We start from the raw sequence: 16,256 nt of genomic DNA on the forward strand, positions 1-16,256 counted from the left end.
CCCTCTACGGCGACAAACTCAAAGTCTTTAACGCGCTAAACGGTGTAAAAACCGATGCCGACCAAAAAGTGCTGGATATGGAGCAGATTTTGGACAACCAGAATTACTTTGAAAAACAAATGCAGAGTATTGTCTTAAAACGCTTTAGAACGGAACAGCAATTCCCCGTTCAGCCCGCCGACATCCAAGCCATCAACCGCCTGCTGGTGCGGGAGTATTTAAAAGAAAGTGGGCGGATTTGAGGAAGTGGTTTCAGGTAGCCTTTACGGGCGTATTGCATACGTTCGAAGTGGACAATAAAAGTGCGGTCGGATTTTGAAATGTTTTTTCAGACGGCCTTTGAAGAGTTTTGTAACGGAACATCATGAATCATTTTAAGAAACAACAAATTCAAAATATTGCTGATTTTAATCCGAGAGAGCAACTAGCCAAGGGAGCATTGGCAAAAAGTGTTCCGATGGCAATGTTGAAAGAATTTCAACGGCAAATTACGGGTTACGAAATCAAGGCATTTAACGGTGGAGCGAAGTTTCGCAATGGTGATACCTTATTAGCCAAGATTACCCCGTGTTTGGAAAATGGAAAAACCGCTTTTGTGGATATTTTAGATGATGGAGAAGTGGCTTTCGGTTCTACCGAATTTATCGTGTTAAGAGCAAAAAATGAAACTAATCCCGAATTTCTCTATTATTTTGCAATCAGTCCCGATTTTAGAAAACGGGCGATTGAATGTATGGAAGGAACTTCCGGCAGGCAACGTGTCAATGAAAATGCATTAAAAACACTGGAGTTGCCGATTCCAGAACCTCAAACCCAACAATCCATCGCCGCCGTCCTATTCGCTTTGGACAAAAAAATTGCCCTGAACAAACAAATCAACGCGCGCTTGGAACAGATGGCGAAAACCCTGTACGACTACTGGTTCGTGCAGTTTGACTTCCCCGACGCCAACGGCAAATCCTACAAATCCTCAGGCGGCGACATGGTGTTTGACGAAACCTTGAAACGGGAGATTCCGAAGGGGTGGGAGGTGAAGAGTTTATGGAAAGTAGCGAAGTATTTTAACGGATTAGCTTTGCAAAAATATCGTCCTGAAAATGAATTCGATGATTTTTTGCCAGTTATTAAAATTAGAGAAATGAATGAAGGTGTTTCTTTAAATACTGAAAGAGCTAAAACAAATATCCCAAAAGAAGCAATTATTGATGATGGGGATATTTTATTTTCTTGGTCTGCAACTTTAGAAATCAAAATTTGGTCTCAAGGCAAAGGGGCTTTAAATCAACATATTTTTAAAGTAACTTCTTCCGAATATCCAAAATACTTTTTTTATTTTGAATTATTAAACTATTTGAAGCATTTTAAAATGATTGCTGATTTAAGAAAAACGACGATGGGACATATTACCCAAGACCATTTAAAACAAGCATATATTTGTATTCCTTCTCAATTATTGTTAGAAAAAATGGAAAGAATTGTTACTCCTATTTTTCAAAAAATGCTAATAACCCAAAAACAAAACCACCAACTAACCCAACTCCGCGATTTCCTACTGCCCATGCTGATGAACGGGCAGGTATCCGTGGCGGAATAATCTGGATTCAAGAATCTGACCAATACAATAAAAAGAACGAGATAAAAAAATGACCGAACAACACTTTACCGAACAAACCAAAGCCCTGATTGACAGCTTAAAAACCATTTGCGCCAACTATGGTTTGGGCAATGACGGCAACGAGTTCAAAATCATCAGTCAGGCGTTTTTGTATAAATTCCTAAACGACAAATACGATTTCGAAGTTAAACAAATTCGCGAAGAAAAGCCCAACGAGCCAATCGAGTTCGTCAATCTGGATATTGAGAGAAAAACAGCCGTTTTGAAGCCTGAACATTCCATCAAGTATTTGTCGGAGCGACAAAACGGTGCGGACTTTGCCAAACTCTTTGACGATACGCTTACCGACATTGCCACCTGTAATGCGGAATTGTTTTCAGTGAAAACCGAAGGCGGGGCGAAAATCGTGTTGTTCGAGCGTATCAGTCAGTACATTACTGACGAAGGTCGCCGCGACGATTTTTGCCGTGCGCTGATTTCCAAGTTGGCGGGTTTTAGTTTCGAGGCGATTTTTGCGCAAAAATTCGATTTTTTTGCCACGATTTTTGAATACCTGATTAAAGACTACAACAGCAATTCCGGCGGCAAATATGCCGAATACTACACGCCGCACGCGGTGGCACGGATTATGGCGGATATTTTGGTGCCAGAGGCGGTGCGCGGGCAAATCCGCAGCGTGGACGTTTACGACCCGTCGGCCGGTTCAGGAACGCTGTTGATGAATGTCGCCCATGCCATCGGCGAAGATAAATGTATGATTTATACGCAGGATATTTCACAAAAATCATCCAATCTGTTGCGGCTGAATCTGATTTTGAACAATTTGGTGCATTCTTTGAATAATGTGGTTCAGGGCAATACGATTTTGTCGCCCGCCCATAAAGATGCTTCAGGCCGTCTGAAAAAATTTGATTTCATCGTTTCCAATCCGCCGTTTAAATTGGATTTCAGCGATTTCCGCGACCAATTGGAGGGCGATGAAAACCGCGAACGCTTTTTTGCCGGTATCCCGAAAATCAAGGCGAAAGATACGGATAAGATGGAAATCTACCAGCTTTTTATCCAGCATATCTTGTTTTCCCTGAAAGAAAACGGCAAAGCGGCAATTGTATTGCCGACGGGCTTTATCACCGCCCAATCGGGCATCGACAAAAAAATCCGCGAACATTTGGTGGAAAACAAAATGCTAGCCGGCGTGGTGTCCATGCCTTCCAATATTTTCGCCACGACGGGAACCAACGTTTCCATCCTGTTTATCGACAAAGCCAATAAAGATAACGTGGTGTTAATCGACGCATCGGGCTTGGGCGAAAAAATCAAAGACGGCAAAAACCAAAGAACCGTACTCTCCCGCGCAGAAGAACAAAAAATCTGCAATACCTTCACGCACAAACAGGTAGTAGAAGATTTCAGCGTGGTGGTCAGTTACGATGAAATTAAAGCCAAAAACTACAGCCTGTCGGCGGGGCAGTATTTCGAGGTGAAGATTGATTATGTGGATATTTCTGCCGACGAATTTGCGCAGAAAATGGCGGGATTTTCGGCGGATTTGGACAAGCTCTTCACGGAATCTGCCGAATTGGAAAAAGAGATTAAAGAAAAGCTGCAAACGCTGAAATTTAACGGATAAGCGTAAGTCTGCACAAAGCGGGTTTGTGTAAAGGATGAGTGATGTTTTAGTATTACTCAAATGAAATTAAAGTAGAAAGCGGTCTGCACTTTGATAAATGCAAGTGCAGACCGCTTTTTACATTTTGGCTCTGCAGAAACTTCGTTGAAGCCCAAGCTTTCAGACGACCTTTGGCGGCAGGTATTTACTTGCTTCGCGCAAGCTCAGTTTGGCCATTTTGTGCCGGTGTCGGTTGATAAAGCCTTGTACCCATTCGGGGTTGGTTTTGCTGTAATCGCGCAATGCCCAGCCTATGGATTTGTTGATGAAAAATTCTTTTTGCCCCAGATTGTTGCAGATAATTTTTTCCAGTAGCGCGGTGTCGGTGCGTTGTTTGCGGAGCAGTTGGTGGTCGATGGCGACGCGGCGCAGCCAGATGTTGTCGTCCGTGCTCCATGCCAATAGGATGGTATTGACTTCGGGGTGGCGCAGGGCAATGCCGCCGACAATGCGGTCGAGGACGTCCGAACTGTCCCACCATGATTTTTCGGTAATCAGCGTTTGCAAACGCGGGATGTCCTGCGGGGTCAGGTGCTTCTGCATTTTTTTCAGGTATTCGAGCGCGGCGTATTGCAATTCGCGGTTCGGGTCGTCCCAGCAGCGGCGCACGAAATCCCAATCGACCGGCTGTTTGGCGGCGCCTTTGAAAAACGGGCTGCACAGGCGGGCAAGCTGGGGTTTGCCGATGCCGAAATAGGTAAAGCGGTGTTTCATGTATGCCTGCATCGGCACAGCGCGTTCGGGGTTGGCGTGTTGTTGCAGGACGGCGAGCAGGGTGGGGTAGTCCATACGTTTTTCCTTTTTGCAGGAGATGGCAGGGTTTGGGGTCGTCTGAAATCTTGGTCTTTGTTCTGCTTCCCTTTCGCCGCGCTGGTTTTTTTGCGGAAACATTTTCATCCTAAATGTGGTGCAGCGCTTCTCGAAAAATCTTGGCGGGTTGTCTGGCTGAATCTGTTTTCTGTTTTTCTTTGATATGGCGGGTTCTTTGAAAGGATTTGTTTTCAGACGACCTCTTCTTCCAAATCGCCTTCGCGGGTTTCGCGCAGGTGTTCGCGCAGGCGTTGGAGTTCGTGTTTGTCCAGCCACTTGCGGCGGCTGCGTTGCAGGAGGATGACGAGTGCGGAGATTTCGTTGCGCATATTGGTGCTGAGCCAGAGGAAGCCTTGCCATTCGTAATGGAGGCGGGCGGCGAGTTTGCCCAGCTCGGGATTGATGGAGGTGTCGATGCGGATGCGGCGGGCGTAGTGGCCTTTGATGAGGCGGACGGTCAGGCGCAGGTCGCGTTGGAGGCGGTTGAAATGGCGGTCGAGCAGGCGGATTTCGTGTTCGTTGAGGGTAGGGGCTTGCAGCTTGGCGGCGGTGGTGAGGAGCAGCTCGGTGGTGTTGACGATTTTGCGGTGGGCGTGCTGCATGGCTTCCATCATGGCGGGGCTGATGTGGCTTTCGCCTGATGTAGCAGCGAGGTGGCTGCGGCTTTTGACCATGCGGGCGTTGATTTGGCGCATTTTGACCATGTTTTGCTCCAGCCGCTCGCGGGTCATGCGTTTGCCGTTGCTGATTTCGGCAATCATTTTGCCGCATTCGGTCAGGTTGTCGGCAAGCATGAACCGCCACATGAGTGTGGAACGCAAGGGCAGGAGTTTGGCGGAGATGATGGCGATGGCGGCGCCGATGAGGACGTTCATGGCGCGCATAAGGCCGCTGTCGAGCCAGTTGTTGCTGTTGTCGCCGATGAGCATGCACATGGTCAGTCCGGCAAGCATGGGGACGTAGCCGTTTTTGCCGACCGCCGCCCAACCTGCGGCTGCGCTGGCGGTGCCGACGGTCAGGTAAAAGAGAATGCCGCCGTGGAAGTAGTGCTGGTTGAGCCACAACAGGGTCAGGCCTGCGCCCAAACCGATGACGGTACCGAGCATGCGTTCGACGGCTTTGGAGTAAATCGCGCCTTGAAATTGGAGCATGCCGAGGACGACGAATACGGTCATGCCTATCCATTCGCCGTGTTGGAGGTGGAGGAGTTTGGCGAGCAGGGTAGAAAACAGTACGGCCAGTCCGAGCCGGACGGCGTGTATGTGGCGGCGGTAGCGGTAGCGTTCGTAGGAGTTGAGCCAGCGTTTGACGAAGCGTTCGCGTTGTGAGGCGTTCATGATTGGGGCTATCTTGTTGAGATTTTTGGGTTTATCGGGCGGTATTGTAACGGGAATCGATAGGGAGATACAGGTTTCTGAATAAAGGATTTTCGGCAGGGCTGAAACGGATTGGTTTGGGGAGATTCGGTAAAAGGCAAAAGGTCGTCTGAAACGCTGTATGGTGTTTCAGACGACCTTTTTAACCGGGCTATGGGTTTACCAAATATCGGATTTGATTTTGCGTTTCAAGCCCGGATGTTCGGAAAGTTTGAAGACGGGGTCTTTGCCCATTTTCAGTTTCGCCGTGTAGTCCCTCAACAGCAGGAAGGCAAGCGGAGAGAGGATCAGGATGGCGACCAGGTTAATCCATGCCATCGTACCCATCGCCATATCCGCCATATCCCAAATCAGCGGGACGTTGGCGACTGCGCCGAAATATACCCAGCCCAAGACGAGCATGCGGAACAAGGCGGTCAGCAGCCAATGGTTTTTGATGAACTGCACGTTTGATTCGGCATAGGCATAGTTGCCGATGATGGTAGAAAAGGCAAACATAAACAGAATGATTGCCAAGAAGTCTGCGCCCCATGCACCGACTTGGCTGATAATCGCTGCTTGGGTCAGCTCTGCGCCGTTCAAATTGCCGTAAGGTTGTTGGTAAACCAAAACGATAAACGCCGTGCAGGAGCACACGATAATCGTATCGACGAATACGCCCAGCATTTGAATCATGCCTTGGGAAACAGGGTGTTTGACTTCGGCTGCCGCGGCAGCGTTAGGCGCAGAACCTTGACCTGCCTCATTGGAATACAGGCCGCGTTTGATACCGATCATCATGGTTTGCGAAATCAAACCACCGAGCAGGCCGCCGCCGGCTGCTTTAAAGTTGAATGCGCTGTCAAAAATCTGACCGAAGACGTGGGGAATCAGGCTGATGTTGGTGACGATGATGTAGAGTGCCATCAGCAGATATAAAGTCGCCATCAGCGGAACAAGCATTTCGGCAAAGCGGGAAACGCGGCGGATACCGCCGAAAATAATCGGTGCAGTCATGATGACCAATGCGACGCCGACCGCATGTTCGTCCCAGCCCCATGCGGCTTTGGCGGTTACGGCGATGGTGTTGGTTTGAACGGCTTCATAAACGAATCCGAAGCAGAAAATCAGGCTCAATGCAAATACGATGCCCAACCATTTTTGACCCAAGCCTTGGGTAATATAGTAAGCAGGACCGCCGCGGAAATGATGGTTGTCGTAATCGCGGATTTTGAACAACTGCGCCAGTGAAGATTCGACAAACGCCGAACTCATACCGATTAATGCGGTGATCCACATCCAAAATACTGCGCCCGGGCCGCCGCTGCTGATGGCAATCGCCACGCCCGCGATGTTGCCTACGCCCACGCGGCTGGCAAGTCCGGTAACGAAAGCCTGAAACGGCGTAATACCGTGCGGATCATCGCCTTGTTGGCGGCCGCCGAGCATCTCTTTGATACTGCGTCCGAGCAGGCGGAATTGTACGAAACCGGTGGCAACTGTGAAAAACAGCCCTGCACCCAGCAGGACATACACCAGCCCTGTCCACATCGGATCATTGATTTTCTGAACCAATTGGTGCAGCGATTCGGTAAAGTTGTTATCCATAAAAACCTTTCTGAGTTTGAATGACGGACGGTTTGCCGCCGTTCGGAAGTAGTGCATTGTAACAGACTGTCAACAAATTGAAAAAGTTTTATATCGGCGTGAAATAATATATCTAATTGATTGATATTTAATAATTAAAATCCTTGATCAGAGGCGGATGAGGCCGGATCTGCTTTCCTGTGCGAAGCGGACAAATGCCTGAAAGAGGTCGTCTGAAAACGGGTTGGGCCTGTCTCGGAACCGGGTGCAAAGTGCCGTATATTTCCCAACTGTTACCGCTTGTTATTCAATTGCGCCGAAAAATACGGTTTACGTTAGAATGCCATCCGAAATTCCGGCTGTATGGCGATAAACGCGGCAGTCCGGTTTCAGACGACCTTTGTGCCACAAACAGGAAAATCTATGCATGCTACGATTCAAAGCCGTTTCGCGCCGATTTTATACGTCGTAATATTTTTTGCGGGCTTTCTGACCGCCTGCCTTTGGTTTAACCCCAAAGACTATCTTGCTGATTTGGCGCCCGTTGTTGCCGCGGTTTGCGCCGTTGCGCTGGTGTGGTTGGCATGGACGGCGGTTTCGGTCATTGCGCGGAAAAAGAACGAATGGCTGCGCAGGGAAAAATTGATACAGCAGGAAAAAGTCCATCCCGTCTTGCATGCTTCCCTGCAAAGCGTGGAAGAACAGCCGGAGATGCTGGCATTGACTATCCGCAACCACGGCAAAGGCATGGCGAAAAACATCCGCCTGCAAGTGTCGTCCGTGTCTGATAAAGCGGCGGAACGCGCTATCGTTGAAGCGGTCAGCAAATTGGTTATCGTTGGCGACGGCTTGGATATGCTGGCTTCGGGAGAAGTGTACGGCAGCGTCTTTGGCGATATCCGCGAGCTGTCGGCAAGTCTGCCGGAGAAAAAATTCGGCGGCATCATGAAGCTCGTCATGACGTATTGCAATGTGTTCGGCGAAACCTGTATCTCCGAAACATCTTTGGATTTGAGCCTGCTCAACGCGGTGGAGCTGTCCGAAGCCGAACACAAACCCAGCAAATTATTGTATTGATGCTGGCTGAGTCTGACATCAAAGGTCGTCTGAAACGCATTTTTGTGAAGCAGGTAAAAATAGCTTCTGGAAAATGAAAGCCGTTTCAGACGACCTTTATGATTGTCTTTACGCGCCAACCTCTTTATAATGCGCACACTCTTACGGGAGTAGCCATCTGATTTTCACTGACAATCAGAGCCGTTATCAACATAATTGACCGAGTTCGACAAAGATCGGTCATGGTGGCGGCATCTTCCTGACAACAGGAAGACAGGCAAGACGTAAGCGTTGTCCATACCCTTGCGGGCGGTATGTGCAACGCTTTTTGTTTTTGCCCGCTTCGGTTGAGTATCTTATGGAAGCATTTTTCTCTTCAATACTGGGCGTTGCCATTGCCGAAATCGGCGATAAAACGCAACTGCTCGCCCTTTTCCTTGCCGCACGTTTCGCCCAGAAAAACGCGGTAGTCTCCGGCATCTTCATTGCCACTTTACTGAATCATTTGGTCTCCGCATTTGTCGGCGTATGGCTGGCGGAAACCGTTTCCCCCGATACCGTCAAATGGGCGGTCGGCATCAGCTTCATCGCGGTCGGCTTGTGGCTGCTCCTGCCCGATAAAGATGAAAATCCCGACAGCCGTTGGCTTAAATACGGCGCGTTCGGGGCGACGGTTTTCCTGTTTTTCATGGCGGAAATCGGCGATAAAACCCAAATCGCCACGGTCTTGTTGGCGGCAAAATACCAATCCTTATCCATGGTCGTACTCGGCAGCGTTGCCGGATTGATGTTGGCAACCGTCCCCGTGGTTTATTTGGGCGATATGCTGATGAAAAAAATCCCCGCCAAAGCCGTGCGGATTTCTGCCTGCGTACTGTTTTGCGTATTGGGCGTCATCACTTTGGCGGGCGGCGGCATTATGTTGAAATAGGTCGTCTGAAATGTGGGAAATCTTATTCAGACATCCGGATTTTGTCGCCGTCAACAAACCTTGCGGCGTATCCGTACATCAGGAAGAGGGCGCAGTCAGCCTGACGCAGACGCTGGCGGCGCAACTCGGCCTTGAGCAGGTTTGGCTGCTGCACCGCTTGGACAAGCTGACCAGCGGCGTGCTGCTGTTTGCCCTGAACCCGCAAAGCGCGTCGTCGCTGGCGCAGCAGTTTGCCGCCAAAACCATGCGTAAAACTTATTTGGCGCTGGCAACGGACAAGCCGTCTAAGAAGCAAGGTTGGATTAAAGGCGATATGGAAAAATCGCGGCGCGGCGCATGGAAACTGACGCGCGGCATGGAAAATCCCGCCGTGACCGAATTTGGCAGTCATAGTTTAGAACCCGGCCTGCGCCTGTTCGTCCTGCATCCGCATACGGGCAAAACCCACCAACTCCGTGTCGCCATGAAAAGCTTGGGCAGCCCGATTTTGGGCGATACGCTCTACGCCGGGAAGCCTGCATCGAGGATGTTCCTTCATGCGTGGAAAATCAAATTCGACTATCAAGGTCAGACGTTTGAAATTGTCGCGCCTTTGAGTGAGGAATGGCCGTTTAGGAATATCGATTTTTTGTGAACATCAAGCCGCCTGAAAACCTGCTGCAACAGCGTTTTCTTTTTAGTTTTTCAAAACGTAAGCCTGACGGTTTGTCGTCTTCTCTTCATGAAAGAGGGCGGCAAACCGTCAGGCTTATTTTTTAAGTCATGTTTGATGTTTGGGTGCGTTAAACAAGGTCGTCGGCAGTTTCAGACGACCTTGGGTTTGAGTCCCGCTTAAGCCAACTCTCGGACGAATACTTGCGAATTGCGGCCGTTGGCGAGGTAGTCGCGGCGGCGTTCTTCGGGTAATGCGTCGGGGGAGGTCGTCTGAAAACCACGTTCGGCAAACCATTCGCCTGTGCGGGTGGAGAGGGCAAACAGGCGGCGGATGCCTATGGCGCGGGCTTTTTGGAAGAGGTGGTCGAGCAGCATTTCGCCGTAGCCGCTGTCGCGGGCTTCGGGGGAGACGACGAGGCAGGCGAGTTCGCCGATTTCGGGGTTGTCGAAAGTTTTGAGGGCGACGCAACCGTAGATGTTGCGGTCGTGTTCGAGAACGGAGAAGCCGGAGATGTGGTTTTCGAGATATTCGCGGCTGCGGTGCAGCAGGATGCCTTGTTCTTCCAGCGGGCGTATCAGGGCGATGATGCAGGGGATGTCGCGGCTATGGGCTTGGCGGATGGAGACGAAGGAATCGCGGGCGATGGCGGTGCCGCAGCCTTCTCGGGTGAAGAGTTCGCGCAACAGTCCGCCGTCTTCGCGTCCGCTGAGGATTTGAACGCGGCTGACGCCGTTTTCGACGGCGTTGACGGCGGCTTGGAGCAGGCGCACGGGAACGTTGTTTGCGGTTTCTATCAGATTGCGGACTTCGCCTGAGGACAGGGTGGACATGAGGATGCTGTCGGCGTTGCAAATGCCGGCTTCTTCGGTCAGGTACACGAGTTTTTCGGCTTGAAGGGCGACGGCGACGGATTCGGCGGCTTCGCTCATGCTGAGGTTGAAGGTTTTGCCGCCGTAGGAGTGTCCGAGCGGGCTGATGAGGACGATGGCGCCGTCGTCGAGGCGGCGGTTGATGGAGTCGGTGTCGGTTTTGCGGACGATGCCGGTGTAGCCCATGTCTATGCCGTCAATGACGCCGAGCGGACGGGCGGTGAGGAAATTGCCTGAAGCGGTGGGAATCGGTTTGTTGCGCAAGGGGGCGGATGCGCTGCTGCACAGGGCGGCTTCGATGTCGCTGCGTATCATGCCGACCGCCTGCTTGGCGTCGCGCAGGGTGGCATCGTCGGTAATGCGGCGGTTGCGGTGGTATTGCGGAACGAATTGTCTGTCGGCGGCGAGGCGGTTGAGGAAATGGCGCGTGCCGTGTACCAACACGAGCCGCACGCCCAATCCGGCGAGCAGGTGGAAATCGGCGGCAAGCCGGTTCAGGGTGTCGCCTTCGAGCAGGCTGTCGGTGATGCCGATAACCAGTGTTTTGCCGCGCAGATAGTGGATATAGGGTGCGGCTTCGCGAAAATCGGCAACAAAGCCCGGAGATGTGTTCATAACAAGACCAGATAGAAAAGCTGCATGATGAGGACGGTCAGCGCAACCAGTACCGCCAGCGTCCAGTTGAAGCCTTCTTCGGATTTGGCGGGTTTGGCAGCGGCAGCCGCCATTAGGGCTTGGAATTCTTCAGTCCGCCGTTTTTCTTCTTCTGCCCGTCGCTTTTCCTCTTCGGTGCGCCGTGCCGCCTCTTCTTTGGCTTTTTTGGCGCGTTCGGCGCTGTCGAGCAGGCTGGCGATTTCGTGGCGGGAGAGTTGTTTGCGGTTGCGGATGTTGCCGCCCATGTCGTGTACGAGGCGGACGTCGGTAACGGCGTTGGGCAGCGTGTCGGGATTGGCGGGAGCGGAAGACGGCGCAAGACTGTCTTTGGCTTTGAACAGACCTTCGCATTTATTGCAAACGACAAAGCCTTGTGCGACGTTGAGCTGGGTGTCTTTGACCCAAAGTGAGGTTTTGCAGTGTGGGCATATACAGGCGGGCATAGGGGTTTTCCGTGTAAAGTGTGGAATGTGTTGTTTTAATGTGTGTTTGATTGGGGTGGGTCGTCTGAAAAAGGGATTGTCCGTTTTCAGACGACCTTTTGTTTATCGTATTTTAGGCGACGCCGTAGCGTTCGCGGTAGGCTCTGACCGGCTCGAGGAAGCCGCCGAATTCCGCATTGTTTTGCAGGAGCGTGAACAAGTCGTTCAGATTGGCAATGGCGACGACGGGCAAGCCGTATTGTTTTTCCACTTCCTGAACGGCGGACAATTCGCCCGTGCCTTTTTCCATGCGGTCGAGTGCGATGGCGACGGCGGCGGGCGTTGCGCCTTCCGCTTCAATCAGTTTGACCGATTCGCGCACAGATGTTCCCGCAGAAATCACGTCGTCGATAATCAATACGCGGCCTTTGAGCGGCGCACCGACCAATACGCCGCCTTCTCCGTGGTCTTTCGCTTCTTTGCGGTTGTAGGCAAACGGCACGTTCACGCCTTTTTCCGCCAGCATCATCGCAGTCGCCGCCGCCAAAATAATGCCTTTGTAAGCCGGGCCGAACAGCATGTCGAATTTTACGCCGCTCTCGATAATCGCCTGCGCATAAAATTTCGCCAGTTGCAGCGTCGATGCGCCGTCGTTAAACAGTCCGGCGTTGAAAAAATAAGGCGACTGACGGCCTGCCTTGGTCGTGAATTCACCGAATTTCAATACATTCTGCGCCAGCGCAAACTTGAGGAAATCTTGACGGAAATCGGACATTTTGCTTCTTTCAAAAGATATTGATTTATAAAGGAAGAGATTATAAAGGATTCATGAGGAAAATGCAGGTCGTCTGAAAAAGTGAGTTGATTTGATGTGTTTCCTGCCAATAAATTGTTAACTTAGTCATAATTTAGTTATATTTTGTTTGTAAATTTACTTGAATTAACTATTACATATGGGTTGTCTTATCTTTTTAGTATAAATGTCTAAGTCATTGATTCAGGTGCATCGCAAGCACAATCAAGACTTGTTCCAGGATACAGAAACTTCGAGACCCGATTTCAAAAGGATGATACGACATGAAAAAAGTACTTGCATTGATTTGTACAGCAACTTTGGCTGCCTGCGGAGGCGGGGGCGGCGGTGGAAATTCCACTCCATCTTCACAATCTACGCCTAACGCAGGTCCAAGCAATCCAACAGCGTCGCAGAAGCCTGCAACTCCCCCATCAACGACAACTCCTGCAAAACCTGAGACGGGCAAAACACCTTCCACTCCTAAAACTTCTACACCCCCTAAAACGCCAACTGCTCCTAAAACTCCTGCTACTCCGACGGTTCCTACCGCCGCACAGCAAACAGTTGGCGGTAATAGCATTGCCATCGATAATAGCAATATCAAACACATCCGCGTTGACGGTGTGGATTTCGACTTGACCCAAAGCGGCGGTATTTCTTTGAATAATTGGAAAGGCAAAGTTCCTGGTTTCATTTCAGGAATTGCATCCGGCGAGCCGAAATCCGTACAGAAATTCTTGGTCAATACCGCTTCAGCAAACGCTACTGCCGGCGTGTTGGAAGTTAACGGCAAAAAACAAGCTTTCTTCAGCGGACACTTTACGCCCTCAGCCGAGCTGCCTAAAGGACAAGTTCATTACAGCACCAGCGTTGCCTCTATGCATAGCGGCGCAAATTACGATATTACCCGCACAGAGTTGACTGCCAATTTTGACAGTAAAAAATTAACAGGCACTATCTCTCGTGATGCTAAATTTGGCGACAACATTGCTGTTAATGCCCAAATTAGCGGCAACAAGTTTGAACAATCCGGTGCGACCCAAGTCAAAGGCGGTTTCTTTGGCAAAAATGCAGCGGAAGTTGCAGGCGGATTCTCTAGCGGCAATACGGTAGGCGCATTCGTCGGCTCGAAGAAATAATCTTCCGGTAAACGGTATTGCAAATAAAGGTCGTCTGAAAACAGGTTTTCTGGTTTCAGACGACCTTTTGCTTTTGTACGCTTTTTAATTTTTTGTATTTGGCTATTATCTGTGTCAAATGGTGACGGCGATATATGGCAGGTTGATACCGAAATTCTCAGCTTCTATCAGATAGATTGATCGAGAAGAGGTAGAAAAGGATTCATGAGGAAAATCTAGGTCGTCTGAAGGGGAAGTTGTGGCAAAGTGAAAAGAAGCCAAATCTTGATTTTCAGACGACCTTTGTTTCAGTGTTAATCCGATAAAATAAAACCCCGCAGAGAAGCGGGGTTTCTGGGATGTTTCGATTAAGGCTTAGCGTAGCCGTGTACGCCGTTGTATGGAGAAGGAATCCAGCCTTCATCCACTGCAGGACGTTCGCCTTGACCTTCAATTGTTTGACCCGGGGCAACTTGTTTGGTAACAGTGCTGCGGATTTTCACATCAACGCGACGGTCAGGCTCGATACATGCGATCAAAGCAGCGCGTTTTTTGGCTTTGGATACTTTTTTGCCCAGTTTTGCTACTTCTGCTTCACAAGTAGCAGTCATTTGAGCTTGAGACTCGCCAAGACCTGTAGCGGAAACTTTGCTGGAAGGAACGCCACGACCTACCAAGTAGTTGGCCACTACGTTGGCACGACGCTCAGACAGGTTTTGGTTGTACTCTTCAGAACCCATGAAGTCGGTATGACCTTCGATACGTACGGTTTGTATGTTTTCGTTGCTCAGGCGTTGAGCCAGGCTGTTCAGGTTTTCTTGAGCTTCAGGACGCAGGATGTCTTTGTCGAAGCCGAACAGGGTTTTCGCAGACAGGGAAACAGTTTCGTCAACGTATTCGGGAGCTTGTTGAACTGCGGCTACCGCTTCGCGGTCACCACATTCGACACGACCTTGGGTTTCTTTGTCGAAGTAGCTGTTTTTCCAGCACTCGCCGTAGTTGTTACGGACGACTTCTTGAGATTGGCTGCTTACGGTGTAGCCGTGTTTGGTGTGCGCTTCACTTGCCATTGCAGTGCCTGAAGCAACCAATGCAACGAACAATGCGCTTAATTTCAGCTGTTTGGTCATTTTATTCCCTCATCAAAATTGTTATGCGGCGGATACAGGAAGCAGCCGCAGCAAATTACCAATATACAGGCCGCAGCATAAAACAGCGGCAAATCGGATATATCAGTTTGCACTATAAAGAAGCATGGCACAGACTGTCAATACTCGATGCCTTGATAAAAACATGAAACTGCTTGCCTCCTAATGGTGAATCATGCCTAAAAATCAAGCTTGTGTCATTTATTTATCAGGAAATTCGGGTCTGTTTCCATTTGCAGTTGCGGAAACGCAACAAGAGTTTGCGTGCTGTAAAGACGGTTTTCATAGTTTATATGTATAGTTTTATTGAAAACAAAAACTTCCTTGTGTGTTTTTTGGATGTCCGACAAATCCGGCAAAATATGTTAAATTATGTGCCGCTTGTCGTATAAAACATACAAACACAATACAACCGGACTACCTATGAAATTACAGCAATTGCGGTATGCGTTGGAGGTGTACCGCCATAATTTGAATGTATCTGAGGCTGCGGATGCGCTATTTACTTCGCAACCGGGTATTTCCAAGCAAATCCGCCTTTTGGAAGAAGAACTGGGGGTGCAGATCTTTATACGCAGCGGCAAGCGTGTGGTGTCTGTTTCCCAGCCGGGTAAGGCGGTGTTGGAAATTTCGGAACGGATTTTGCGCGATGTCCAAAATATTAAGAATATCGGCAGCGAGTTTACTGATCACGACAGCGGTGCTCTGACGATTGCGACGACGCATACGCAGGCACGCTATGCGCTGCCTTTGATTGTGGCGGATTTTGTGAAGCGTTATCCGAGGGTCAATCTGACGATCAAGCAGGGGAGCCCTGCTGCTATTGCGCAAATGGTCAGCAATGGTGAGGCGGATATTGCGATTGTGACGGAGCGGATTGACGATCATCCCGAACTGAGCAAGTTGACGTGTGATGAATGGAACCATGCGGTCATCGTGCCGAAAGAGCATCCTTTGTTGGAATGTATGAATCCTTTAAGTATTGAGGATTTGGCTTCGTTTCCTCTGATTACTTACGAATTTGCATTTAATCAGGGCAGCAGTATTGCGCGTGCTTTTAATAAGGCGCATTTGGATAATCCGGATGTGGTGTTGTCGGCAGCGGATACGGATGTCTTGAAGACTTATGTCCGACTGGGGCTTGGGGTCGGGTTGATGGCGAAGATGGCATTTGATCCGGAGAAGGATGCGGATTTGGAATTGGTCGATGCGGCGCATCTGTTTGAACCTTCGCCCATTTGGATTGCAGTACGCTCGGATACTTATCTTCGCGGTTATACCTACGATTTTATCGAAATGTTCTCGCCGAAGCTGACGCGGGATGTGGTGGACCGTATTCTTTATACGCCGGTGGTCGAAGATTTTTCTATTTGATTTTGGATATGGCAAGAGGTCGTCTGAAAAGCAGAAATGTTTTCAGACGACCTTTTTTTTTAGTGCGGTTGATATTGGCCGGGTGCTTTGAAATTCAATGTCTTAAGCGCAGGCAAAAAACTGCGGAAAAAAAAACGCCTCCTGCCGGGAGCTGGCGGAGGCTATCCAAGGAGTTTTAAAAGTAACCCTAAAGAACT

15 protein-coding genes are annotated in these 16,256 nt (G+C 49.8%); 8 read left to right on the forward strand and 7 right to left on the reverse strand.

The features are described from left to right. The 3 genes from HMPREF1028_RS15030 to HMPREF1028_RS01115 form a co-directional block, all read left to right on the forward strand. Positions 1–242: hypothetical protein (locus tag HMPREF1028_RS15030; protein WP_009310979.1), on the forward strand; the 242-nt coding region annotated here is incomplete at its 5' end. Positions 243–364: 122 nt separating this feature from the next. Then, positions 365–1,594 carry a restriction endonuclease subunit S gene (locus tag HMPREF1028_RS01110; RefSeq protein WP_009310980.1) on the forward strand — a complete coding sequence of 410 codons (1,230 nt, stop codon included), beginning with the start codon at positions 365–367 and terminating at the stop codon, positions 1,592–1,594. Between the two features lie 49 nt (positions 1,595–1,643). Next, positions 1,644–3,245 (forward strand): class I SAM-dependent DNA methyltransferase, encoded by a 1,602-nt coding sequence (locus HMPREF1028_RS01115; protein WP_009310981.1) that lies wholly within the window; start codon positions 1,644–1,646, stop codon positions 3,243–3,245. Between the two features lie 159 nt (positions 3,246–3,404). On the opposite strand, the gene HMPREF1028_RS01120 is transcribed toward HMPREF1028_RS01115, so the two are convergent. The 3 genes from HMPREF1028_RS01120 to HMPREF1028_RS01130 all read right to left on the reverse strand — a co-directional run bounded on the left by HMPREF1028_RS01120 (position 3,405) and on the right by HMPREF1028_RS01130 (position 7,057). Then, on the reverse strand, positions 3,405–4,073 hold the full coding sequence (locus HMPREF1028_RS01120) for a DNA alkylation repair protein (RefSeq protein ID WP_009310982.1): 669 nt from the start codon (positions 4,071–4,073) through the stop codon (positions 3,405–3,407). A 212-nt stretch (positions 4,074–4,285) separates the two neighbouring features. Then, positions 4,286–5,431: an FUSC family protein gene (locus HMPREF1028_RS01125; protein WP_009310983.1), complete on the reverse strand. Its 1,146-nt coding sequence runs from the start codon at positions 5,429–5,431 to the stop codon at positions 4,286–4,288. 198 nt (positions 5,432–5,629) lie between these two features. After that, positions 5,630–7,057, reverse strand: coding sequence for a sodium:alanine symporter family protein (locus HMPREF1028_RS01130; protein ID WP_009310984.1), 1,428 nt, complete (start codon positions 7,055–7,057; stop codon positions 5,630–5,632). 402 nt (positions 7,058–7,459) lie between these two features. Between HMPREF1028_RS01130 and HMPREF1028_RS01135 the strand changes: the two genes are divergently transcribed. The 3 genes from HMPREF1028_RS01135 (at position 7,460) to HMPREF1028_RS01145 (ending at position 9,657) form a co-directional block, all read left to right on the forward strand. After that, the gene (locus HMPREF1028_RS01135) at positions 7,460–8,113 is read left to right on the forward strand and encodes a hypothetical protein (protein ID WP_009310985.1); all 654 of its coding nucleotides are present in this window, start codon (positions 7,460–7,462) and stop codon (positions 8,111–8,113) included. Between the two features lie 337 nt (positions 8,114–8,450). After that, positions 8,451–9,023, forward strand: coding sequence for a TMEM165/GDT1 family protein (locus HMPREF1028_RS01140; RefSeq protein ID WP_009310986.1), 573 nt, complete (start codon positions 8,451–8,453; stop codon positions 9,021–9,023). A 10-nt stretch (positions 9,024–9,033) separates the two neighbouring features. Then, a complete protein-coding gene (locus tag HMPREF1028_RS01145) occupies positions 9,034–9,657 on the forward strand; it encodes a TIGR01621 family pseudouridine synthase (protein WP_009310987.1) in 624 nt (207 codons plus the stop codon). 197 nt (positions 9,658–9,854) lie between these two features. Here the strand turns inward: HMPREF1028_RS01145 and argA are convergent, their stop codons facing one another. The 3 genes from argA to pyrE form a co-directional block, all read right to left on the reverse strand. After that, positions 9,855–11,162, reverse strand: a complete 1,308-nt coding sequence (argA, locus tag HMPREF1028_RS01150; RefSeq protein WP_009310988.1) for an amino-acid N-acetyltransferase — start codon at positions 11,160–11,162, stop codon at positions 9,855–9,857. Next, positions 11,159–11,644 carry an MJ0042-type zinc finger domain-containing protein gene (locus tag HMPREF1028_RS01155; RefSeq protein ID WP_003759233.1) on the reverse strand — a complete coding sequence of 162 codons (486 nt, stop codon included), beginning with the start codon at positions 11,642–11,644 and terminating at the stop codon, positions 11,159–11,161. Before HMPREF1028_RS01155 ends, argA begins: the two co-directional genes overlap by 4 nt. Before the next feature lie 112 nt (positions 11,645–11,756). Continuing rightward, positions 11,757–12,398 carry an orotate phosphoribosyltransferase gene (gene pyrE, locus HMPREF1028_RS01160; protein ID WP_003741470.1) on the reverse strand — a complete coding sequence of 214 codons (642 nt, stop codon included), beginning with the start codon at positions 12,396–12,398 and terminating at the stop codon, positions 11,757–11,759. 302 nt (positions 12,399–12,700) lie between these two features. Here pyrE and HMPREF1028_RS15265 point away from each other — a divergent pair, with 302 nt between their 5' ends. After that, the gene (locus tag HMPREF1028_RS15265; RefSeq protein WP_009310989.1) at positions 12,701–13,558 is read left to right on the forward strand and encodes a transferrin-binding protein-like solute binding protein; all 858 of its coding nucleotides are present in this window, start codon (positions 12,701–12,703) and stop codon (positions 13,556–13,558) included. Positions 13,559–13,905: 347 nt separating this feature from the next. Here HMPREF1028_RS15265 and HMPREF1028_RS01170 read toward each other — a convergent pair whose 3' ends face one another. Next, the gene (locus HMPREF1028_RS01170; RefSeq protein WP_009310990.1) at positions 13,906–14,667 is read right to left on the reverse strand and encodes an OmpA family protein; all 762 of its coding nucleotides are present in this window, start codon (positions 14,665–14,667) and stop codon (positions 13,906–13,908) included. A 441-nt stretch (positions 14,668–15,108) separates the two neighbouring features. Here HMPREF1028_RS01170 and HMPREF1028_RS01175 point away from each other — a divergent pair, with 441 nt between their 5' ends. Then, entirely contained in the window at positions 15,109–16,059 is a 951-nt protein-coding gene (locus tag HMPREF1028_RS01175; protein ID WP_003759222.1) for a CysB family HTH-type transcriptional regulator, read from the forward strand. Positions 16,060–16,256: the final 197 nt, after the last annotated feature.

It is taken from the genome of Neisseria sp. GT4A_CT1, assembly GCF_000227275.1.
In the GTDB taxonomy this organism is placed as follows: domain Bacteria; phylum Pseudomonadota; class Gammaproteobacteria; order Burkholderiales; family Neisseriaceae; genus Neisseria.